This is a genomic window from Oscillibacter sp., from assembly GCF_040505565.1.
Classification (GTDB): Bacteria; Bacillota; Clostridia; order Oscillospirales; family Oscillospiraceae; genus Oscillibacter.
The window spans coordinates 149,670-171,530 of sequence record NZ_JBEUWZ010000006.1 but is presented as its reverse complement, the minus strand read 5'-3'; the positions used below and the strand labels follow the sequence as shown (position 1 = coordinate 171,530).

The 21,861-nt window shown below is 54.3% G+C and carries 26 protein-coding genes; 20 read left to right on the top strand and 6 right to left on the bottom strand.

Translation table 11 applies throughout. From position 1 onward, the window contains the following. The first annotated feature begins 2 nt into the window (after positions 1 to 2). The 16 genes from rpsE to ABWQ15_RS02465 all read left to right on the top strand — a co-directional run bounded on the left by rpsE (position 3) and on the right by ABWQ15_RS02465 (position 9,765). On the top strand, positions 3 to 503 hold the full coding sequence (gene rpsE / locus ABWQ15_RS02540) for a 30S ribosomal protein S5 (RefSeq protein WP_353907253.1): 501 nt from the start codon (positions 3 to 5) through the stop codon (positions 501 to 503). A gap of 13 nt (positions 504 to 516) precedes the next feature. Next, a complete protein-coding gene (gene rpmD, locus ABWQ15_RS02535) occupies positions 517 to 699 on the top strand; it encodes a 50S ribosomal protein L30 (RefSeq protein ID WP_353907252.1) in 183 nt (60 codons plus the stop codon). Between the two features lie 14 nt (positions 700 to 713). Continuing rightward, positions 714 to 1,154 (top strand): 50S ribosomal protein L15, encoded by a 441-nt coding sequence (rplO, locus tag ABWQ15_RS02530; protein ID WP_353907251.1) that lies wholly within the window; start codon positions 714 to 716, stop codon positions 1,152 to 1,154. A gap of 1 nt (position 1,155) precedes the next feature. Then, positions 1,156 to 2,526, top strand: coding sequence for a preprotein translocase subunit SecY (gene secY, locus ABWQ15_RS02525; RefSeq protein ID WP_353907250.1), 1,371 nt, complete (start codon positions 1,156 to 1,158; stop codon positions 2,524 to 2,526). A 17-nt stretch (positions 2,527 to 2,543) separates the two neighbouring features. After that, complete coding sequence (locus ABWQ15_RS02520; RefSeq protein WP_353907249.1) at positions 2,544 to 3,176, top strand: adenylate kinase; 633 nt, start codon at positions 2,544 to 2,546, stop codon at positions 3,174 to 3,176. A gap of 7 nt (positions 3,177 to 3,183) precedes the next feature. Further along, positions 3,184 to 3,936, top strand: a complete 753-nt coding sequence (gene map / locus ABWQ15_RS02515) for a type I methionyl aminopeptidase (protein WP_353907248.1) — start codon at positions 3,184 to 3,186, stop codon at positions 3,934 to 3,936. Between the two features lie 10 nt (positions 3,937 to 3,946). After that, complete coding sequence (locus ABWQ15_RS02510) at positions 3,947 to 4,231, top strand: KOW domain-containing RNA-binding protein (protein WP_353907247.1); 285 nt, start codon at positions 3,947 to 3,949, stop codon at positions 4,229 to 4,231. 3 nt (positions 4,232 to 4,234) lie between these two features. After that, on the top strand, positions 4,235 to 4,453 hold the full coding sequence (infA, locus tag ABWQ15_RS02505) for a translation initiation factor IF-1 (protein ID WP_353907246.1): 219 nt from the start codon (positions 4,235 to 4,237) through the stop codon (positions 4,451 to 4,453). Positions 4,454 to 4,513: 60 nt separating this feature from the next. Continuing rightward, positions 4,514 to 4,627 (top strand): 50S ribosomal protein L36, encoded by a 114-nt coding sequence (gene rpmJ / locus ABWQ15_RS02500; RefSeq protein ID WP_014116882.1) that lies wholly within the window; start codon positions 4,514 to 4,516, stop codon positions 4,625 to 4,627. 25 nt (positions 4,628 to 4,652) lie between these two features. Continuing rightward, complete coding sequence (rpsM, locus tag ABWQ15_RS02495; RefSeq protein WP_353907245.1) at positions 4,653 to 5,018, top strand: 30S ribosomal protein S13; 366 nt, start codon at positions 4,653 to 4,655, stop codon at positions 5,016 to 5,018. Positions 5,019 to 5,033: 15 nt separating this feature from the next. Next, entirely contained in the window at positions 5,034 to 5,450 is a 417-nt protein-coding gene (gene rpsK, locus ABWQ15_RS02490; RefSeq protein ID WP_353907244.1) for a 30S ribosomal protein S11, read from the top strand. A gap of 20 nt (positions 5,451 to 5,470) precedes the next feature. Further along, complete coding sequence (gene rpsD, locus ABWQ15_RS02485; RefSeq protein ID WP_353907243.1) at positions 5,471 to 6,073, top strand: 30S ribosomal protein S4; 603 nt, start codon at positions 5,471 to 5,473, stop codon at positions 6,071 to 6,073. An 87-nt stretch (positions 6,074 to 6,160) separates the two neighbouring features. Then, on the top strand, positions 6,161 to 7,117 hold the full coding sequence (locus ABWQ15_RS02480; RefSeq protein WP_353907242.1) for a DNA-directed RNA polymerase subunit alpha: 957 nt from the start codon (positions 6,161 to 6,163) through the stop codon (positions 7,115 to 7,117). Positions 7,118 to 7,176: 59 nt separating this feature from the next. Beyond that, positions 7,177 to 7,521, top strand: a complete 345-nt coding sequence (rplQ, locus tag ABWQ15_RS02475; protein WP_353907241.1) for a 50S ribosomal protein L17 — start codon at positions 7,177 to 7,179, stop codon at positions 7,519 to 7,521. 227 nt (positions 7,522 to 7,748) lie between these two features. Beyond that, a complete protein-coding gene (locus tag ABWQ15_RS02470) occupies positions 7,749 to 9,434 on the top strand; it encodes a GGDEF domain-containing protein (RefSeq protein WP_353907240.1) in 1,686 nt (561 codons plus the stop codon). A 7-nt stretch (positions 9,435 to 9,441) separates the two neighbouring features. Beyond that, entirely contained in the window at positions 9,442 to 9,765 is a 324-nt protein-coding gene (locus ABWQ15_RS02465) for a GIY-YIG nuclease family protein (RefSeq protein ID WP_353907239.1), read from the top strand. Positions 9,766 to 10,170: 405 nt separating this feature from the next. Here the strand turns inward: ABWQ15_RS02465 and ABWQ15_RS02460 are convergent, their stop codons facing one another. Then, positions 10,171 to 10,776, bottom strand: a complete 606-nt coding sequence (locus ABWQ15_RS02460; protein WP_353907238.1) for an NUDIX domain-containing protein — start codon at positions 10,774 to 10,776, stop codon at positions 10,171 to 10,173. A gap of 62 nt (positions 10,777 to 10,838) precedes the next feature. Continuing rightward, positions 10,839 to 12,056, bottom strand: a complete 1,218-nt coding sequence (locus tag ABWQ15_RS02455) for an iron-containing alcohol dehydrogenase (protein ID WP_353907237.1) — start codon at positions 12,054 to 12,056, stop codon at positions 10,839 to 10,841. Positions 12,057 to 12,508: 452 nt separating this feature from the next. Between ABWQ15_RS02455 and ABWQ15_RS02450 the strand changes: the two genes are divergently transcribed. After that, a complete protein-coding gene (locus ABWQ15_RS02450; protein ID WP_353907236.1) occupies positions 12,509 to 13,114 on the top strand; it encodes a TetR/AcrR family transcriptional regulator in 606 nt (201 codons plus the stop codon). A gap of 70 nt (positions 13,115 to 13,184) precedes the next feature. Here ABWQ15_RS02450 and ABWQ15_RS02445 read toward each other — a convergent pair whose 3' ends face one another. Both ABWQ15_RS02445 and ABWQ15_RS02440 read right to left on the bottom strand, forming a co-directional pair. Continuing rightward, complete coding sequence (locus tag ABWQ15_RS02445) at positions 13,185 to 14,540, bottom strand: radical SAM/SPASM domain-containing protein (RefSeq protein WP_353907235.1); 1,356 nt, start codon at positions 14,538 to 14,540, stop codon at positions 13,185 to 13,187. A gap of 97 nt (positions 14,541 to 14,637) precedes the next feature. Beyond that, entirely contained in the window at positions 14,638 to 15,171 is a 534-nt protein-coding gene (locus ABWQ15_RS02440; protein WP_353907234.1) for a DUF308 domain-containing protein, read from the bottom strand. A 293-nt stretch (positions 15,172 to 15,464) separates the two neighbouring features. On the opposite strand from ABWQ15_RS02440, the gene ABWQ15_RS02435 reads away from it, so the two are divergent. Next, positions 15,465 to 15,764, top strand: coding sequence for a hypothetical protein (locus ABWQ15_RS02435; protein WP_353907233.1), 300 nt, complete (start codon positions 15,465 to 15,467; stop codon positions 15,762 to 15,764). A 45-nt stretch (positions 15,765 to 15,809) separates the two neighbouring features. On the opposite strand, the gene ABWQ15_RS02430 is transcribed toward ABWQ15_RS02435, so the two are convergent. Next, on the bottom strand, positions 15,810 to 16,811 hold the full coding sequence (locus tag ABWQ15_RS02430; protein ID WP_353907232.1) for a hypothetical protein: 1,002 nt from the start codon (positions 16,809 to 16,811) through the stop codon (positions 15,810 to 15,812). A 142-nt stretch (positions 16,812 to 16,953) separates the two neighbouring features. Then, positions 16,954 to 18,846, bottom strand: a complete 1,893-nt coding sequence (htpG, locus tag ABWQ15_RS02425) for a molecular chaperone HtpG (RefSeq protein ID WP_353907231.1) — start codon at positions 18,844 to 18,846, stop codon at positions 16,954 to 16,956. 264 nt (positions 18,847 to 19,110) lie between these two features. On the opposite strand from htpG, the gene ABWQ15_RS02420 reads away from it, so the two are divergent. Together ABWQ15_RS02420 and glgB are read left to right on the top strand one after the other, a co-directional pair. Beyond that, entirely contained in the window at positions 19,111 to 19,539 is a 429-nt protein-coding gene (locus tag ABWQ15_RS02420; protein WP_353907230.1) for a ribonuclease P Rpr2/Rpp21/SNM1 subunit family protein, read from the top strand. Positions 19,540 to 19,802: 263 nt separating this feature from the next. Next, complete coding sequence (glgB, locus tag ABWQ15_RS02415; RefSeq protein ID WP_353907229.1) at positions 19,803 to 21,854, top strand: 1,4-alpha-glucan branching protein GlgB; 2,052 nt, start codon at positions 19,803 to 19,805, stop codon at positions 21,852 to 21,854. Positions 21,855 to 21,861 lie beyond the last annotated feature (7 nt).

Genomic DNA, 21,861 nt, shown 5'->3' with positions numbered 1-21,861 from the left:
ACATGCCTAGATTTGAAAGAGAGCCCAGCGAGTATGCCGAGAAGGTTGTTGCCCTCAACCGAGTTTCCAAAACCGTTAAGGGCGGCCGTGTGATGAAGTTCTCTGCTTTGGTCGTCGTGGGCGATCAGAAGGGCAAAGTCGGCTATGGCCTGGGTAAGGCCGCCGAAGTTCCCGAGGCCATTCGTAAGGGCCTGGAGTCCGCGAAGAAAAACATGATTACTGTGACTCTGTCCGGTTCCACGATCCCTCACGAGGTGATCGGCGAAGCCGGCGCGGGCCGCGTGCTGATGAAGCCCGCTGCTCCCGGTACCGGCGTGATTGCCGGCGGCGCTGTCCGTGCCGTCGTCGAGGCGGCCGGAATCAAGGACATCCGTACCAAGTGCCTGCGCTCTAACAATGCCAATAATGTGGTTGCCGCCACTTTCGAGGGTCTGAAGTCCATGCGCGGACCCGAAGAAGTAGCTCGTATCCGCGGCAAGAGCGTCAGCGAGATTGTGGGTTAAGGAGGGGCTTAAAATGGCAAACTTAAATATTAAGCTCGTCAAGAGCCTAAGCGGCCGTCTGGAGAAGCAGATTTTGACCGCCAATTCCTTGGGTCTGCGCAAGATCGGTGACATCACCGTGCAGCCCGACAACGATCAGACCCGCGGCAAGATCGCCAAGATCGGCTATCTGCTGCAGGTCACTGAAGTGAAATAAGGAGGCACGGAAACATGAAACTCAATGAACTGTCTCCCGCCGAAGGCTCCGTTCAGGAGACTTACCGCAAGGGCCGGGGTGCCGGCAGCGGCAACGGCAAGACCGGCGGCCGCGGCCACAAGGGCCAGAAAGCCCGTAGCGGCGGCAAGGTCCGCGTCGGATTCGAAGGCGGCCAGATGCCTCTGGCCCGCCGCATCCCCAAGCGCGGCTTTAACAATATCTTTGCAAAGCCTTTGGAGATTGTTAATCTCAGTGCGCTGAACGCCTTCGATGACGGCGATACCGTCTCGGCGGAAGCACTGCTCAGCAAGGGCATCCTTTCCAAGTGCACCTATGGTTTCAAGGTGCTGGGCAACGGCAAAGTCACCAAGAAGGTGACGGTGCAGGCCTCTGCCTTCTCCGCGTCTGCCAAGGAGGCAATCGAGGCAGCCGGCGGAAAGGCCGAGGTGAAGTGACGTGATCCAAACGATTCGCAAAGCGTGGGGCATCCCCGAGCTGCGGAAGAAGATCATTTTCACGTTGCTGATTTTGCTCATTTTCCGCATCGGTAACGCCATCACCGTCCCTTACGTGGATGTGGCGACGCTGTCCAACTATCTGAACAGCCAGTCCACCACAATCCTGGGGCTATATAACGTGATGAGCGGCGGCGCGTTCGCGCAGGCCACGGTCTTCGCGTTGAGCATTCAGCCCTATATCAACAGTTCCATTATTATTCAGCTGCTGACTGTGGCCATTCCCGCGTTGGAGCGGCTGGCCAAGGACGGCGGCGAAGAAGGCCGGAAGAAGATCCAGTCCATTACCCGGTATGCCACGGTGGCCATTGCGATTTTGCAGGCGTTTGGCTACTATGCGCTCATGAAGCGCTACGGCATCCTGACTAACACCGGTATTTGGGCTGCACTGGTCATTATGGTGTCCTTCATCGCGGGCTCCTCCTTTGTTATGTGGATGGGCGAGCAGGTCACGGAATTCGGTATCGGCAACGGTATCTCCATTATTCTGTTCGCGGGCATCCTGTCCCGTGTTCCCAGCATGGTGTCTTCGTTTGCCAAAGGTGTGAGCACCTGGTCCGGAATTCGGAGCGGGAGCCTCACGGAGGAGTCTCTGACTTCCGCCGGATATACGGTTGCTCAGGCGCAGAATGCACTGGCGGAGTCCCTTGCCCCCTGGAGTCTGGCTTTGATCGTGATCGGCATTCTGGCTTTGATCGTGTTCATCGTCTTCATCAACGGTGCTGAGCGCCGCATTCCCGTCCAGTATGCCAAGCGGCAGGTGGGTCGGAAGATGTACGGCGGTCAGAACTCTACCCTTCCCATGAAGGTGAATATGTCCGGTGTGCTGCCCATCATCTTCGCACAGTCCATCGCCTCCCTGCCGGCCACCGTTATGGCGTTTACCGGCGTGGGTAAGGAAGGAACCTTCAGCTATGCGCTGTCTCAGTTCCTGGACACCAAGTCCGTCCTCTATATGGTTGTGTACTTCATTCTGATCATCGGCTTCAGCTATTTCTATTCCACCATTCAGTTCAATCCTGTAGAGATTGCCAATAACCTGAAAAAGCAGGGCGGATTTATTCCCGGTTTCCGTCCGGGCAAGCCCACTGTGGACTTCATCAAAAAGGTCCTGAGCAAGGTGACGCTGTTCGGTGCCATTTATCTGGGCATCGTGGCCATGTGCCCTCTGATTGCGGGCATGGTTATCGGCAGCAGGCATTTGGGCATTGGCGGTACCTCGGTGATCATTATTGTGGGCGTCGCGCTGGAGACAGTGCAGGCGCTGGAATCCCAGATGCTGATGCGCCAGTATAAGGGCTTCCTGGAATAAGAAAGAGGCAAATTGGAATGAAACTGATCCTATTGGGCGCTCCCGGCGCCGGTAAAGGCACACAGGCCGAGATCCTGTGCAAAGAGTTTTCCATTCCCACAATTTCAACCGGCAACATTCTCCGTGCGGCCATCAAAAACGGCACCTCCACCGGTCTGAAGGCAAAGTCCTTCATGGACGCGGGTAAGCTGGTCCCTGACGACGTCATTATCGGCGTCATCACGGATCGGCTGGCGGAGCCGGACTGTACCAATGGCTACATTCTGGACGGGGTGCCTCGCACCATCGCTCAGGCGGAGGCTTTGGAGAAGGCTGGAATCAAGTTTGACGATGTGGTCTCTATTGAGATCTCCGATCAAGAGATCGAGGAGCGCATGGCGGGCCGCCGGGTGTGCGAACACTGCGGAGCCAGCTATCATGTGGTTGCGGTCCCTCCTCAAAAAGAGGGCGTTTGCGACAAGTGCGGCGGTAAATTGAACCGCCGGCACGATGATGACCCCGAGGTGGTGGAACAGCGCCTGGAGGTCTATCACAAAGAGACAGAGCCGCTGAAAGACTTTTATAAGTCCAGAGGCGTTCTGAAGTCTGTAGAGAATCAGCCCACCGTGGCTGCTACCTCTCAGGCGATCCTCCACACGTTAGGGAGATGAGAGTATCATGATTATTCTCAAATCCACAGAGGAGATCAACTTGATGCGCCGAGCAGGAAAACTTACCGCGGCTGCCCGTGCTTTGGCAGGGGAATTGGTAAAGCCCGGCGTAACAACCCAGGAGATCAACGACGAAGTGGAGCGATTTATCCGTAAAGAACACGCGGTGCCGTCCTTCCTGCATTATCAGGGATATCCGGCGTCCGTCTGCATCAGCGTCAATGACGAGATCATTCACGGCATCCCCGGTAAACGGGTGCTGCAGGAGGGCGATATCGTCAGCGTGGATGTGGGTGCGTACATCGGTGGGTTTCACGGCGACTGCGCGGCGACTTTCGCCTGCGGCAAGATATCTGCGGAGGCTCAGGATCTGATCGATGTGACCAGACAGAGCTTTTTCGAGGGCTTCAAGCAGGCAAAGGAGGGCAACCGCATCGGAGATATCTCTGCGGCGGTCCAGGCTTATGCAGAATCCCATGGATTCTCCATCGTGCGGGAATACGTCGGCCATGGCGTCGGCGCGGATATGCACGAATCTCCGGAGATCCCCAATTACGGCCACCCCGGGCGGGGTCCCAGGTTGCTGCGGGGAATGACAATTGCGGTCGAGCCTATGGTAAACGCCGGGGCTGCTTCCATATATCAGATGAGCGACGGCTGGACGGTCCGCACAGCGGACGGGAAAAACGCCGCGCACTATGAAAACACGATCCTGATTACCGACGGTGAGCCGGAAATTTTGACGGCTCCCGCGATTTGAGAGTGCGCGTATGGAGATCGCAAAATCAAATATCGTACGATCGAATGCCGGCAGAGACCAGGGAAAGCTGTTCTGCGTGATGAGCGTGGAGGGAGAGTACCTGCTGCTGGCAGACGGAAAATCACGGAAGGTGGAGCTGCCCAAGCGCAAAAAGCGCAGACATGTGCTCTTTGTTGCCGATGACGACACCCGGCTTTCCGCAAAAATTAGGGGCGAAGAAAAAGTCACAAACAGTGAGCTTCGCAGAGTCCTCGCGGAGTACCGCGAGGAGGTTCATCCGGACCAGGAGGGATAAGGCTTGGCAAAATCCGATATGATTGAAGTAGAGGGCGTCGTGGTCGAATCTATGCCCAACACCACGTTTAAGGTGGACATTGGCAATGGACACATGATCCTGGCGCACATCTCCGGGAAACTCAGAATGAATTTCATCAGGATCCTGCCTGGCGACAAGGTCACGGTGGAAATGTCCCCCTATGACCTGACCCGGGGCCGGATCACCTGGCGTACCAAGTAACAACACTGCCTGCGCCGCTTTGGGCGGCTGGGAACAAAAGCTGAAAGGAATGGTTAGACAATGAAGGTAAGACCGTCCGTGAAGCCCATGTGCGAAAAGTGTAAGGTCATTCGCCGCAAAGGCCGTGTCATGGTCATTTGCGAGAACCCCAAGCACAAGCAGAGACAGGGCTAATTAAATATGGAGGTGCTTTAAGAGTATGGCACGTATCGCCGGCATTGACCTGCCGAAGGATAAGCGGATCGAAATCGGACTGACTTATATCTACGGAATCGGCAGAAAGAGCGCCAAGGATATCCTGGCGCAGACGGGCATCAACCCCGACATCCGCGTGAAAGACCTGACGGACGCCGATGAGCAGAAGCTCCGCGACGCCATCGAGAGTTATTCCGTGGAAGGCGACCTGCGTCGCCAGACCGCGCTGGACATTAAGCGCCTGACGGAGATCGGCTGCTATCGCGGCATCCGTCACCGCAGAGGCCTGCCTGTCCGCGGACAGCGCAGCAAGACCAACGCACGTACTCGCAAGGGTCCCAAGAAGACCATTGCAAATAAGAAGAAGTAAGGAGGGAGAACGAAAATGGCAGCAGCTAAAACAGCGAATGCAGCCGGCGGAAAGAAAGTCGTCCGCCGCCGCCGCGAAAAGAAGAACATCGAGCGTGGACAGGTCCATATCCGTTCTTCTTTCAACAACACCATGGTGACTGTCACCGATACGCAGGGCAATGCGCTCTCCTGGGCTTCCTCCGGCGGCCTCGGCTTCCGTGGAAGCAAGAAGTCCACGCCCTTTGCAGCGCAGACAGCGGCTGAGACTGCCGCCCGCGCCGCCATGGAGCACGGACTGAAGACCGTCGAGGTTTTCGTGAAGGGACCCGGTCAGGGCCGTGAGGCCGCTATCCGGGCACTGCAGGCCGTGGGTCTGGAAGTGACGATGATTAAGGACGTCACCCCCATTCCTCATAACGGCTGCCGTCCCCCGAAGCGTCGCCGTGTCTGATTTGAAGGAGGTAAAGCTTTATGGCTAAGAATATGCAGCCCATTGCCAAGCGCTGCAAGACTCTGGGTATTTCTCCTGCTGTGATGGGTTACGCCAAAAAGGACACCAAGCGTAATCCCGGAAGCCAGATGAGAAAGAAAAAGAGTGAGTATGCGACTCAGATGACCGAGAAGCAGAAGGTCAAGTTTATTTACGGAATCCTGGAAAAGCAGTTCCACAGCTACTATGAGGCGGCTGTGGCGACCCCCGGCAAGACCGGTGACAACCTGCTGATTACCGTGGAGCGCCGTTTGGATAACGTGGTATACCGTATGGGCTTTGCCATGACCCGTCGTGAGGCCCGTCAGCTGGTGAATCATGCGCACTTCACCGTCAATGGTCAGAAAGTCAACATCCCCTCTTATCTGGTCAAGGCCGGGGACGTGATCGAGGTTGCGGAATCCAGCCGTTCCTCCGTTGCGTTCAAGCGTCTGGTGGGTGAGAATGCGGTGATGTTCCTGCTGCCCGCGTGGTTGGAGCGTGAGAAGAACACCCTCAAGGGCACCGTTACCCGGATGCCTACTCGCGAGGATATCGATCTTCCCATTGAGGAACACCTCATCGTCGAGCTGTACTCCAAGTAATCGGAGGACACCCTCGAAGATGACAGGAACCGAACGCGGTCTGCTGTTAAGTCTGGCCGCAATGAGAAGATGAAGGAGGGTAACTGCATGATCGAAATCGAAAAGCCCCAAATCGAGTGTATCGAGGCTCCCGGCGATATCACCTACGGCAAGTACGTGGTGGAACCTCTGGAGCGGGGCTATGGTACCACGCTGGGCAATGCGCTTCGCCGCATTATGCTTTCCTCTTTGCCCGGCACCGCTGCGACCTCCATCAAGATCGCCGGCGTCCAGCACGAGTTTTCAACCATTACCGGCGTCAAGGAAGATGTGACGGAGATTGTCCTGAATATCAAGAGTCTCTTGACCAAGCTCCACGGCGAGAGCGGGAAGACGGTCTATGTTGAGGCAGTTGGCCCTTGCGAGGTTACTGCCGGCGATATCAAGGCTGACGGTGAGGTGGAGATTCTCAATCCCGAGCTTCACATTGCCACGCTGGACAGCGGCGCGACGTTGAATATGGAAATCACTCTGTCCCACGGCCGGGGCTATGTGTCTGCCGACAAGAACAAGCAGGGGATGCCCCAGCAGGTAATCGGCGTGATCCCCATTGATTCGATCTATACCCCGGTGTACAAAGTCAACTACACTGTGGAGCCCACCCGCGTGGGTACGTCCAGCGACTTCGACAAGCTGACTCTGGAAGTCTGGACCGATGGTACTATTTCTGCCCGGGACGCCGTGTCCCTGGGGGCCAAGATCCTTTGCGATCACTTCACGTTGTTTACCGATCTCTCTGAGAACGTGGGCAGCAAGCCTACGGTGGTGGAAAAGGGAGAGACGCAGCGGGACAAGGTTTTGGAGATGACCATTGAAGAGCTGGATCTCAGCGTGCGCAGCTTTAACTGCCTTAAGCGTGCCAACATCAACACGGTCGAGGACTTGATCTCCAAGACCGAGGACGAGATGATGAAGGTTCGTAATCTGGGACGGAAGTCTCTGGAGGAAGTTATCAATAAGCTGTCCATGATGGGCCTGTCTTTGGCAGACGAAGAGAACAATTGACTTAAGACCCGGCGGGAGACCGCCGCGGCAGAAAATTCCCGATAAGGAGGAATACCGAAATGCCCGGAACCCGTAAACTCGGTAAGACAACGGACCAGCGTATGGCGATGCTCCGCCAGCAGGTCACCGATTTCCTGGACAAAGGCGCCATGGAAACCACCGTTACCCGCGCAAAGGAGATCAAGCCCCTGGCCGAGAAGATGATTACCTTGGGAAAGAAAAACGATTTGGCCGCTTATCGTAAGGCTATGAGTTTTATCACTCGCGAGGATGTGTGCAAGAAGATCTTTAAGGAAATCGCACCCACCTATGCTGAGCGTAACGGCGGTTACACCCGCGTTGTTCGCACCGGCATTCGCCGCGGAGACGCCGCGGAGACGGCAATTATCGAACTGGTAAAGTAAAAACCGCAGAAAGTTCCCCTGCCAGGCAGTATTTACTGCACGGCAGGGGAATTTTTATGACGCGGGCGATTTAAAAAGTGGGTTTGTTTTAGGAAAAAAACATGTTATAATCATTCAATAATAAAGAGAGCCATACTCGAATCCAGCTCGTTCCATACTGGTTCCATTCTGAAAGTGATTTCGGAAATGCATGAGACGGGCTATGTGCAGAGCAAGGGAGATATGCTATGGATGGGTGGAAACCGGGAAAAAAACACAGGAGACCTTCCCTGCAAACGCTGGCGGCCCTCCCAGCGGTACTGGTGTGCATCCTGATGATTCTGTGGGTCTGCCTGACCACGGTATCAGAAAATGTAGCACTTGACAGTGAACCGACCTATCAGATCACCGGGCCATGGCGGGTTTCCGTGAACGGGGAGGAGCGCGGCACAGTGACGCTGCCGGCATATCCAAGCGCCCGAGCCGGCGACTGCGTGGTTTATACAACGGTCTTGGAGGAGCAGCCAACCTTTTGCAACTCCGTGCTGTTTCATTCTTCGCATCAGCATGTCAGAATTTACCTGGATGGAAAATTGCTCACCAGCTATGGAAGGGCGCAGAAGACGCCTGTTCCAATGTCTCCTGGATCTGCATGGCAGAATGTCCGGCTTCCTTCCAACTGGGTGGGGGGAGAACTGACCATTGAACTGGTTGGCTATTATGACTATTATGCGGGGGAATTGCTGGGCGTAGAAATAGGCACTAAGGCCGGTTTTTTGTATGATATAGTCGAGGGTGCACTCCCAATTTTGATTCCATCACTTACCACTCTCTTGTGCGGCCTTATCATGCTGGCGGTCAGCTTGTTTTTTCATGAGCAGGCAGGAAAAAGATTACGCTATCTTGGACTGTTCACAGCGACGACTGCTGCATGGATTTTGCTGGAGGCACACATAACACAGCTGTTTTCTGGAGATATTCTGCTGAACATGAACCTGGTCTTTATACTGTTCAGTTTGGTGCCAGTATTTAATGCCTGTTACCTTTTGACCTATTCTGAGTTTGAGAAAAGCAGGTATATACGATTTATACTGGTAGCGTCCTCCATTAACTGCATTGTGCTGCACGTGCTTCGCTTTCTGGGACTGGTCGACTATTTGATATCCATTCTAAGTGTTCACTTAATGCTGCTTTTGACGATGTGGGGCATCTTAAAGGTTTACATACGGGGAAAGCGGGAAGGGCATAAGCTGAATCGTGAAAGTCGAATGCTGTTTACGGCGTTGCTTGTGTTTTCCATTTTTGCCCTGATGGATATTGTGCGTTTTTATATACCCATTACCAACATAGCCACACTGTATTCCAGTATTGGACTGTTCTGCTTTGTACTGATCCTCGGCTACTCTGCCGTGCGGCAGGAGGCCCAGAATAAGGCGGAGCACATTGAACGGGAGATATACAGGAAACTGGCGTATACCGATATTTTGACAGGCTTGAAGAATCGGACGGCATTTGAAGAACAGATGGAACGATACCGTCAGATAAGCAGCAGGAGCAGTCTGATGATCATGATGGCGGATATGAATGGGTTGAAGTGGATCAACGACAATCTGGGCCATAAAGCAGGCGATCAGGCGTTGGTGATCGTTGCAAATTTATTGGAGAAGTATTTCTGCAATTGTTACTGTTATCGGATCGGAGGCGATGAGTTCTGCGTGCTTTCCGAACAGTATACCGAGCAGGAATTTGCTGCGGTGGCAGAGGAATTCACACAGGCGGTCTCCGCTCAGAAAATTGGGGAGGGACATTCGCTGTCTATCTCCTGCGGTTATGTCAGAGAAAACGGATGGGCTGTGGATCAGACGTTGGTCAAAGCGGACGCTGAAATGTATGAGAAGAAGATGGCGTATCGCAGCCAGCACGGGATAGGATAACGAGAGTATGTATTATGTTTATATGCTGCGCTGCGGGGATGGGTCGCTTTATACCGGTATCACGACCGATCCGGTACGTCGCCTTGCAGAGCATCAGGGGCAAGGGGGACGTGGGGCGAAGTATACCGCTGCCCGACGGGCAGTGCGAATGGAAGCCATTTGGACGGCGGAGGACCGCTCTGCGGCTTCCCGCCTGGAGCGAAACATCAAGCTGCTTGCAAAGCGGGAAAAGGAAGCATTAATCGCAGGACAGCTTCCGCAGAGACCGGAATTTGAGGGATATCAAAAGCAGCCGATTGCCCCGTCTTGCGTCCGTGGGTACTCCCCTTGACGAATGTACAGTTCTTCCGCTTTATTTAGTGCTGAGATTAACTTTGATCTTAATTCTTCAAGTAAGTTTTGAGTATCAATGATTGCATTAAATAAAACCAAGTACTCTTTTGTGAGATTTTCCACGGGTAATGAATCTTCTTTCTAAAAATTTGACGTGGACAAGAATACTCCACATACGGGCAGCATTTTGCTGAATTATGTCAACTCGTAAAATCATTTAAACAAGAAAGTCGCTGCGAAAAAGCCGCGCAGCAGAGCAGATTGCCGCGAAGCTGGAATTCTGCAGCGCGTGCGGCAAGGCCGATGAAATAGACGCTTAATTCAGCGAGATATCCAGATGCAGCACCAAGGGCCCCCAGAGAGCCATGCTCTCCGGGGGCCCAAATGTGAATCAGTCAGGCGGTCAGATCAGGTCGGCCTTAAGCATGGCAGAGGCGATGATCACGGCATGGTCAAAGGCCAGACCGCCGCTGTCCTGAATGGCATATTCCGTGCGCAGGCCTAAAATACCGGGAACGATGTGCTTTTGCAACACTGCGCGGAAATTTCCTCTCACGCCGGAAAAAGCAAGCGTGAGTGTTTGCTTGCCGTCTTCGGCGCTGACTGCAAACCATGCGGCGTCGGCGGCGTCATCCCCAGCAGCTACTTCCGCTTTTTCACTCAGCTTTGCAACATACGCTTCCGACATGACCCACATGCGGGGGTCCCGCCCCGGCGTACTGAAAAGCCCCACCGGCTCCAGAAAAATGCCGGTCAGATGGGTTTCCTCCTCCAGCTCCCGGCGCGCGGTTTCACTCACCGGCTCGGACTCTTTGGAAAACCCGCCCGGCAGCGCCCATTTTCCAAGATACGGATGCCCTCCACGTTGAATCAAGAGCAGCTCACAGCCTGTCTTGACTGTGCGGAAGACGACAATATCGGCGGTAACAGAGGGGCGATTGTAATCTTTTGGCCGGTACTGGGCGAGATATTCCGCCTCGGTGAGTCCGTTTTTATCTCTCAATTCCATGTGATTCCCCCAAATTTGCAGACAGGGCCGCCGTCTTATAAAACGGCGGCCCTGCGTTTTTATCAAAAATCAACTTCTGAATCGTAATAGCAGCACTTTAGAAGCTTCTCCATCTCCTCCTGGCTGGGCTGGCGAGGATTGGAACCGGTGCAGGCGTCGCCGATCGCGTTCTTTGCGATCTCCGGCAGACGCTCCAAAAATACTTTTTCCGGAACAAAGCCGTCTTCCACAGGATAGCTGTCCGGACCATAGTGCCGGATGCAGTGGGGGATGTTCAGTGCGTCGTTCATGCCGCGCAGATGGGCAATCAGCAGAGAGACCTTTTCATCGTCGCTCTTCCCACCCAGATTCATATAGTCCGCGATCTCACAATAGCGCTTTTTCGCGGCCTCATCCTTGGCGTTGAATGCAATCACTTTCGGCAGATACATAGCGTTGGCCGCACCGTGGATAATGTGGGCGCCATAGTCGGCGAAAGCTGCTCCGGTTTTGTGGGCCATGGAGTGTACAATACCCAGCAGCGCATTGGAGAATGCCATTCCTGCCAGACATTGCGCATTATGCATGCTGTCGCGCTTGGCCATGTCGCCATTGTAGGAATCAATGAGGTCGCTCTGAACCATTCGGATGGCAAAGACGGCGAGCGGATCGGTGAAATCACTGTGGGCGGTAGAGACATAGGACTCAATGGCATGGGTTATGGCATCCATCCCGGTGTGGGCCACCAGCTTTTTGGGCATGGTTTCCGCCAGATCGGGGTCCACAATGGCTACGTCCGGGGTAATCTCAAAGTCCGCGATGGGATATTTTATTCCCTTGGCGTAGTCGGTAATGATGGAGAAAGCCGTCACCTCGGTAGCTGTGCCGGAGGTTGAGGAGATCGCGCAGAAATGGGCTTTTTTGCGGAGCTTGGGCAGACCGAACACCTTACACATATCCTCGAAGGTAACATCGGGATATTCATACTTGATCCACATAGCCTTTGCCGCGTCGATCGGGGAACCGCCGCCCATGGCAACAATCCAGTCGGGCTGGAATTTCTGCATGACCTCGGCACCCTTCATGACCGTTTCCACCGACGGATCGGGCTCAATGCCCTCAAACAGCTCCACCTCCATGCCGGCCTCCTTCAGATAGGAAACGGCACGGTCCAGAAAGCCGAATTTCTTCATGCTGCCGCCGCCGACACAGATAATTGCGCGCTTTCCTTCAAAGGTTTTCAACGCCGCCAGAGTGCCCTTGCCATGGTACAAATCTCTTGGTAAAGTAAATCTTGCCATAGTATTACCTCCATGTTTTTTTAGCATTTCTATGATATTTTGTGGCTCACAAGAAGCTCGAGAACTGCGTATCGGCCTCGCGGCGACGTATTTCTCCTATAATTGCTAAATTATCAGGACTTATAGCTCTTGTCAAGAGGAATCCGCCATGATTGTCAAAAAATTAACTTTTTGTTGAAAGAATTTCTTAACGTAACCAGAGACGGTCTCAAGTGGTTTAATTATGGGACAGTTTTCCCCAGATGCCTCGATTCATACTGCGCCAGCATGCGCGATCAGAGCCTTAATTCGTTTTAACTCCCGTATGTATTACCCTATACACGGATACCTGCCTGACGGACAGGGTTTTCATGGATACGCATCCGCTTGTTTCAGATTTGCAAAGGCGCTGGATATTGCCAGTCAGCTCCAATTCTGCTATACTGTACTGATCAAGCTGCACGAGGTGCATTATGAATCGAACTGAAAAAGATATCAGCGACGCTTTTTGGCAGCTTTTAGAAGAAAAGCCGTATAACAGAATTACCGTAAAGGACATTGTGGATCGCTGCCAGGTGAATCGGAACACATTTTATTATCACTTTGAGGATATTCCATCACTGACGGAGTACACGATTAAAGACTGGGCGGATGAGATAATCCAGCAGCATTATAAGTTTGGTTCGCCTGCCAGCTGTATTATGCCTCTTATCCAGGGGTGCATCAAACGCAAGAGCGCCATCCTCCACATCTATCGCTCTGTTCACCGCGAAGCGTTTATGCACTATTTGGATGAAATCAACCGTCATATTGTCAAAGCCTATCTGGAATATGCGGCGCAAGAGGCTGCTGTTTCCACCGAAGACAGGGATGCTTTGCTCTGGTTTTACAAGTGCATGTTGACAGGGACTGTTTTGGACTGGCTGGACCAGGGAATGACATATGACCTTCTTGATTTTGCGGACAAGATTTGCGATTTCTTTGCGGAAGCCGGCAGAAAAGAACGCCTGAAAGCGCAAAAGGAATTTTCGGAGCCTGCGGCCGAAATTGACCCGGGTCCTTCGGCTTCCGACCATTGAGAGAGTAGAGCAGGAATGCGGCGCAGGCATACCTGCGCCGCATTCCTGTTGGTTTTTTCAGTCAAATGCCTTAAGCCTTGGTTGCTTTGGCAGCGAGGGTTTCTTCCCAAAGCTCCTCGGCAATGGGCGCCCAGTTTTCGGCGTATCGGTCGCATTTTGCGCACAGATGCTCCGCGGACTCCGGGGACTGGAGATCGGTGGAATGGGCCCCCGCGCTTGCAACCATTTCTCTGAGCCGCTGCGGGTTTTCCAGCATAGGACAGGGACGAAGCATGTTTTTGTTGAAAGGCTGTCTCCGGTGATAAGCCATCATCATAGGCGACCGGAGCGCATCCAGCAGGCTCTTTTCCCGGATGTTGGAATCGGAGTAGTGGATGAAGACGCAGGGATCGACGTCTCCGTTGGCGTTGATATGGAGATACCGGTAGCCGCCGGCAATACAGCCGCCCACATATTCGGCGTCGTTCTGGAAGTCCATTGCAAACAGGGGCTTGGAAGCTCTGAAATGACGAATGCGCTCATAGGTGCCTTTCCGCTGCTCCGGCGTGGGCAGCAGCTCCGGAACTGCGTCGTTGCCCACCGGCATATAGTGGAAGTACCAGATAAAATAGGCGCCCATGTCGATCAGACTGTCATAAAATTCCTCTGAGGTAATGGATTCATAGTTGGAACTGGTATAGCAGGAAGAAATGCCGTAGACGAGCTTCTTACTCCGAAGAAGCTCCATAGCTTTGGTGACCTTCTTAAAAACGCCGCTGCCGCGCCGCCCGTCAGTGGCTTCTTCAAAGCCCTCCAAAGAGATCGCGGGGACAAAATTTCCCACTCTGAGCATGTCATCGGCAAAGTCCTCGTCGATGAGCGTTGCGTTGGTGAAGCACAGAAATACGCAGTCGCTGTGTTTTTCGCACAGACGGATCAGATCGGCTTTGCGAACCAACGGCTCGCCGCCGGTATAGATGTACATATAGACGCCAAGCTCTTTGCCCTGTCGGATAATGTCGTCAATCTCATCATAGGTCAGATTCAGCTTGTTTCCGTATTCGGCTGCCCAGCAGCCGGTGCAGTGCAGATTGCAGGCCGAGGTTGGGTCGAGAAGGATCGTCCACGGAATATTGCAGTCGTATTTCTTCCGGTATTCCTCCTGCCTGGACCATCCGTCAAGACTGGCATTGATGAAGAGATTGACCGTCAGCGTTTTCATGACGTTGGAGTCGACCTCCGTGACAAGCCTGCGAACATAGGAATAATACGGATGCTCCGGATTCGTAATTGCTTCCCGGATTGCCTTTCGCTGAGGAGCAAACTCGCCCCCGGAAAACTTATCCGCCCAATCCATCAGCTTCCGCAGATTTTTTTCCGGATCCTTGTAGAGATAGTCAAATGCTTGCTCCAATCCAAACTTTTTGATTGTGGTTGCTACGTCCATGATAGATACCTCCCATAACGTTTGCTTATTTATAGCCTTGATAACCCTGCTTGTTTTAATTTCAGGCGCCGCCGCAAATGCGCGGCGCTTTGTAAAACTATGCATGATGTGCCGGCGGAACGGTAAATAAAACGACGCTTTGCCTTAAAAAACCCTCCGCCAGCAAAGCAAGTCCTGCTGTCAAATGCGAACCGGCTATAATTTGCAGGACGCCGAAGGTTCCCCCAACAATCGAAGCCAGCAGAATCACATTCCATTGACGGATACCAAATTTCCGGGCGTCAATGGATGTCTGAATGGAAAGCAGACTGTCCAGAAGAATCAAAACGCCAAGGCTAGGTGCCAGATATCCGAAGAATCTGACGTAAGTAAAAAGCAAGATTAGTCCAAGAACAATCAGCAGTGCGCCGCAGGCAAAGTCAAATTGAAAAGCAAGACTATAAATGTCTTTTGACACATACCCTATAATTTTAATAATTCCATAAACGATCAGAATGATTCCGCTTGAGATGGCCGATTCTCCTGGATTAAGTCTATGAGACAGAATACAAAAAAACCCCGCGATATAGAACAAAACCGAAATCAGAATATATCCGAGCCGTGCGAATCTAAGTCGCTTCAGGTATATCATCCCCCTCCTGAGCCGATTCCGCTGCCTTTATAATCAGCTTAACAAGTTCAGGGATGATTCTACAATGGGCAAAAGAACGGCTATGCCTAATTTTTGGGTAAATACCCTTGCTTTGCCTAAAATCAAAGCAGCTTCCCGCCTGATGGAAAATCAGGTGAGAAGCTGGTATAATGCTGATAGATAGCACTTATATAAATTTCAGTCTGACGCAGCGCCATAACTGCGTTGTTGGCTGCATGGCGGCCGAGGTCTGATGCCGCCGCCATTGGATGAATTGGGAGGATAGCATACATATGAACGAAGAAAAAGACCCCTTTGCGTTTATCACGCTGACGATTCCCAAGCGGGCGCCGGTGTTTCCCGGGAGCGTCGGTGCATTTCGCTACCGCTTGGCGCGGGACGGCAAGGCGGGCGAGGGGACGATTCAGGCCAGCGTATATGAGAATATCTGCTTTGAAAAGGCACAGCACGTTGAAACGGAGACCTTCCCCTGGACAGAGGAGGGCATGGCGCAAATCCGTTCCTGGCTTAGCCAAAAGCTTCAGGAGCGGGGGTCGGAGCCGTTTTCCATCTTTGGCGGACTTGAAATTTGAACACAAAATAAAGACGGTCCGATGAGCTGTGTATCGCGCGCCTCCTTACGCGCCCCGAAGCAGCCGCTTCAAAATTTCTTCCGCGGAAAGTGCCGCAAAACCATCCGGATCGGAGAGGACGCCGCTGCCGTCCAACAACCAGCGGAACACGCCGCCGGAGAAATCCGTGTAGACGGCATAGGGCTTTTGCACCGGCGCATAGCGCCGGTACCACGCGGGACAGAGTCGTTTCATGACCGACTCCGCAAGAGCCAGCGCGGCGCAGCCGTCCGCGTCGGCGGGGGACAGCGCGCTGAGCTGGACGCCCCCGCCGGGACAGCCGGCGCGGCTTTCAGAGGGGGTGGAGTGGGCCAGCAGGACGCTGCCGTCGCCGCAGGTCCCCATACACAGCCAGACGTGTCCCGCGATGCTGCAAACGTCTCCCGGACGGAGGCAGTCTGCTTTTTCCATCCAGCGGCCCCAGCCCCGGCGGGCATAGTCACGGGCCATTCCCTGGGCGGGGCAGACATATCCCGAGAGTCCGCTTTTGTCGTGGAGCGTATTGTATACGGTCCAGCCAAGATACCCGGAGCAGTCCAACCCCGCGCAATAGTAAGAATTCCGCCCGCCGGTGGGATAGAAGTCCCGGTAGCAGTAGTGCCCGTTCTGGGCGCGAAAAAACGCGGGCCACTCCGGCGCGGAACCCACGCAGACCGCCTGAGGCCCCGCGCCGGTGTCCTGCCAGTTCCAGCCTCCGCCGTAGACATACAGCGCCCGGCCCATCGGCGTCATGGCGGTGGCCAACAGGTTTTTCAGCGTCCGCAGACCGGGAATGGCCCCTGACGGCGAGGCTGGCGGAGTCGGCAAAATTTCGCAGGCTCGAACGGCGGTGACAAGCCCGTCCGCCACATCAACTTCATAAGCCCTGCCGATTTGCAGGGTATTTTGCAGTAAAAAATTTCCGGCGGAGGAAACGCGCATGCATTTCACGGCCCTATTCGCCAGAAACCGGCAGCAGAGGTCCGGTCCCGTTTCTTCCGATACTGCGCCTAAGAATACAGCTTTCATAATGTTCCGCCTCTCTTTGAATGCAGCTGCATTCAAACCCGGATACTCCGATTTATGCAGAAAGAACCAGTTTGATCATACGTTTTCTTCATGAGGACGCAAGCGCCGCGCTGCAACGCAGCGCGGCGCTTCTTAGTTGAAATCAGACCAGCAGCTCGCACACAAGGTCGGTGTAGCCGGAGGGGTCGTCCAGCGGCAGGCCTGCGATCAGCAGCGCCTGGTCAAACAAAAGGGAGGCGTACTTTTTCGCCTTCTCCGGGTCATCCGACACGGCCTTTTCCAGCGCGGCGAAGACGGGGTGGGAGGTATTCAGCTCCAGAATGCGGTCGGCCTTCAGCTTCTGGTCCGGCTGAACGGCGGCAAAATACTTCTCCATCTCAAAGCTCAGCCCCGGTCCGGCGGTGAGGCAGACGGGATGGGATTTCAGAATTTTGGATGCCTTGGCCTCCTTCACCTGTTCGCCCAAAGCCTCCTTGACGAAATCGAAAACGGCCTTGTGATCGCTTTCTTCGCTTTCCTCCGGCTTCTTCTCACGTTCGTCGGCGGGGGCGGCATCGCCGGACAGGGCGGACTGGAACTTTTTCTCCCGATAGGTCATGAGGGCCTGGGCGGTAAATTCGTCCACATCCTCCGTAAAATAAAGAACTTCCGTACCGACGTCCTTCAAAGTCTCCAGCTGAGGCAGACGGTCGATGGCATCCGCCGTTTCGCCGGCGGCGTAGTAGATGCTCTCCTGTCCCTCTTTCATGCGGGAGACGTAATCCGCCAGGGACACCGGCTTTTTCTCCGTGGAGGAATAAAACAGCAGCAGATCCTGAAGGTCTTCCTTGTGGGCGCCGAACTCAGCCACCACACCGTATTTCAGCTGACGGCCGAAATTCTTCCAGAATTTCGCGTATTCCTCCGGCTCGTCCTTCACCATCTTGGCAAGGTCGGCGCGGATTTTTTTGTCCAGATTGGCGGCGATGACCTTTAACTGCCGGTCATGCTGCAAAAGCTCGCGGGAGATGTTCAGACTCAGGTCGGGGGAATCCACCACACCCCGGACGAACCGGAAGTGCTCCGGCAGGAGGTCCGCGCACTTGTCCATGATGAGTACGCCGTTGGAATAGAGCTGCAAGCCCGCCTCAAAGTCCTTGGAATAGTAATTAAAGGGCTGTTGGGAGGGAATGAACAGCAGGGCCTTGTAGGTTACCGAACCCTCGGCGGATACCGCAATCACCCGCTGGGGCTCCGCATAATCGCTGAACTTGTCCCGATAAAATTTGTCGTACTCCTCTTTTTTCACCTTGGACTTCTGCCGCTGCCAGATGGGGATCATGGAGTTCAGCGTCTCCACCTCGCTGTAAGTCTCGTATTCCGGGCTGTCCTCGGGAGAGTCCTCTTTTTTGCGGGACTTGCTGACCTCCATGCGGATGGGGAAGCGAATATAGTCGGAGTATTTGCGCACCAGCTCCTGAACGCGCCAACCCTCCAAAAATTCACTGAATTTCTCGTCGTCGGTGTCGGGACGGATGTGCATGATAACGTCGGTGCCGATACTCTCCTTTTCACATTCCGTGACGGTGTAGCCGTCCGCACCGGAGGACTGCCACATGCAGGCCGTGTCGGAGCCGTACTTCTTCGTCACCACCGTGATGTGGTCGGAGACCATAAACGCGGAGTAGAATCCAACGCCGAACTGACCGATCACGTCGGTGTCCTTCGCGTCGTCCCCAACCTCCTGCTTAAACTGGAAGGACCCGGAGGAGGCGATGACGCCCAGGTTGCTTTCAAGGTCCTCCTTGTCCATGCCGATCCCGTTGTCGGAGACGGTGAGGAGGCGGGAGTCCTTGTCCGCCTTGATCTCAATTTTGAAATCCTTGCGGCCAAGGCCCACGCTGTCGTCAGTCAGCGCCTTGTAGAACAGCTTGTCGCATGCGTCGCTGGCGTTGGAGACGATCTCCCGGAGAAAGATCTCGTGATGGGTGTAGATGGAGTTCACCATCAGATCCAGCAGCCGCTTGGATTCTGCCTTGAACTGTTTCTTTGCCATGGATGATACACTCCTTTTTATTTTCTATTTTTTCAAAACAGCCTTATTATAACATTCTGAAAAAAAGAAATAAATATCAAATTGCAAATTTTTGCCTGCGAAAGCTTAAGCTGCCCGAAATTTGCCCACGCGGCTTGGCGGATCCGGAAAGAAATGACCAATTTGTAAATTTCAATCGGAAATAGTTGTGGGAAAAGAAAATTGCGAGTAAAATATATTCTAAGTCCCAGCTGGGATATGTTTTTCGAAAAGGAGCCTTTCTCTATGGGATTTATGCAAGGGATGAAAAAAGGATTTGTCCGTCTGATGTACGGACGCAACGGCGCAGACCAGCTGGGAATGGCAACGGTCTGGACCTGTCTGGTTCTCGACATTATCTCCATGTTCCTTCAGCGGCGCGTACCGGTTGCGGGCGCGGTGCTGTATTGGGCAGCTATGGCTCTGTGGGCTTTGGCGATTTTCCGGATGTTTTCAAAGAATCTCTATAAGCGCAGAGAGGAAAACAGCCGATGGATGCAGCTGCGCTCGAGGCTTCTGGGCGGTCGTCAGAGCGCGAAGGAGCGCCATGCCGATAAGGAGCATAAGTATTTTACCTGCAAGAGCTGCAAGACCATCTGCCGGGTGCCGGTGGGCAAGGGAAGCGTGGAGATCACCTGCCCCAAGTGCGGGGCGAAGATCCGCGGAAAGACTTGATTTTAAAGGGCGGCCGTCTTTGACGGCCGCCCTTTGGCTTTGATCCGCCGAGGGGAAAGAAAAAGAAGTTAAAAAATTGCTGTGCTTTGCATAAGAAGACGTTAAATCCACGAAAGCATAACCCATATTTCGACAGGCCGTATTCTTGACGCTAATTTTGCCATGGGGTATAATTGAACGATAAGAAAGACAAAGGCCGGAGGGTATACGAAAATGAGTGACCACCGGCGAATGGATTGTCTTGGTGGGAGAGGAGTGAGGTCATGGGGGAGAATGGACAGGCTTCCAGATTCCACGCGGGAACGCTGACGGAGGGCTGGGCCTGGTTCGGCGCGCATCCCGCGCTCAGCCGGGGACGGGAGGGATGGTCATTCCGGGTCTGGGCGCCCCACGCCGCGGCAGTGAGCGTGGTGGGAGATTTCAACCAATGGGATGCCTCCGCCGCGCCGCTGAAGCGGGAGGGTGAGACCTGGACCGGATTTTTGCCGGATCTGCCCCGGTATACCTCCTATAAATATGCCGTGACCGGAGCGGACGGCGCCGTGCACTACAAGGCGGACCCATACGGATTCCACACGGAGACCCGCCCCGCCACGGCCAGCAAGCTCATTGACATCGAGGGATTTCCCTGGACCGACGCGAAATTTCGGGAGAAAAAGGGAGACCGCCCCGTCTATACCTCGCCTCTGAACATCTACGAGGTTCACTTGGGCTCCTGGCGAAGACCGGAGAACGAGGGATTTTATGATTACCGCACCATTGCCAGAGACCTTGCAGCCTATGTGAAGGACATGGGATACAACGCTGTCGAGCTGCTGCCGGTGACGGAGCACCCACTGGACGACTCCTGGGGCTATCAGTGCACTGGGTACTTCGCACCTACGTCCCGGTATGGCACACCGTTCGATTTCATGTGGTTTGTGGACCATATGCACCAAAACGGAATCTCCGTGATCTTGGACTGGGTTCCCGCCCACTTCTGCAAGGATGAGCAGGGCCTGTACGAGTTTGACGGCTCTTTCTGCTATGAGTATTCCGACCCGAAAAAGCGGGAGCACGCCGGCTGGGGAACCCGCATTTTTGACTATGGACGGCAGGAGGTAGTCAGTTTTCTGCTCTCCTCCGCCCGGTTCTGGCTGGAGATGTACCACATCGACGGACTGCGGGTGGACGCGGTGGCGTCCATGCTCTATCTGGACTATGATCGGCCGGACGGCCAGTGGACCCCCAACAAAAACGGGGGAAAGGAAAATCTGGAGGCCGTCGAATTTCTGCGAAACCTGAACCGGATGGCCTTTTCCGTGGACCCCAGTGTGCTGATGGTGGCGGAAGAATCCACCTCCTGGCCGCTGGTGACCAGCCCGCCGGAGGCAGGCGGTCTGGGCTTCAATCTGAAGTGGAACATGGGATGGATGAACGACATGTGCCACTATCTGAAGCTGGACCCCTATTTCCGGCAGTTTAATCACAAGGATATCACCTTTTCTTTGATGTACGCGTTTTCCGAGAACTATGTGCTCCCCCTGTCCCATGACGAGGTGGTACATATGAAGGGATCGCTGGTGGGCAAAATGCCCGGCGACTATGAAAATCAGCTCCGCTCCCTCCGGGGATTTTACGCATACCTTCTGGCACATCCGGGAAAGAAACTATTGTTTATGGGCCCGGAGATCGGCCAGTGGCACGAGTGGGACGCAAACGGTCAGCTGGACTGGTATCTGCTGGACGCGGAGATCAACCGCAAGACCCAGGCGTTTTTCAGGGCCGCCAACCGGTTTTATCAGAAAACGCCGGAGCTGTGGGAAATGGACTTCCGAGGGCAGGGATTTGAGTGGCTGGTGCCGGACGACAACCACAACAACGTGGCTGTCTTTCTCCGCAGGGACGCCGAGGGCAGCGATCTTCTGTGCGCGGTGAACTTCTCGCCCAACGCCTATCCCGACTACCGGGTGGGGGTGCCGGATCACCGGCGGTTTGTGGAGGTATTTAACACGGACGCCGGGGAATTCGGCGGCGGTGGATACGGAAATGCGGAGCCGGTGGAAGCGGAGACCGTTCCCTCCCATGGGCGGGACTGCTCGGTATCCCTGCGGATCCCGCCGTTTGGCGGCGTGTTCCTTCGGGGAGAGGGAAAGATTCCGGCGAAAAAGGCGGCGGCGAAGGGCGAAAAGCCCGCGCCGACAGAGGCGTCGATGCCCGCGGCAGAAAAACCGGCAAAAACTCCAAAATCCTCCAAAGCGAGTCCGACGGTGAAAAAAGAGAGAGATACAGGGAAGAAAGCCGCGAAAAAACCGGCGGCGAAGCCCGTAAAATAAGGAGGCA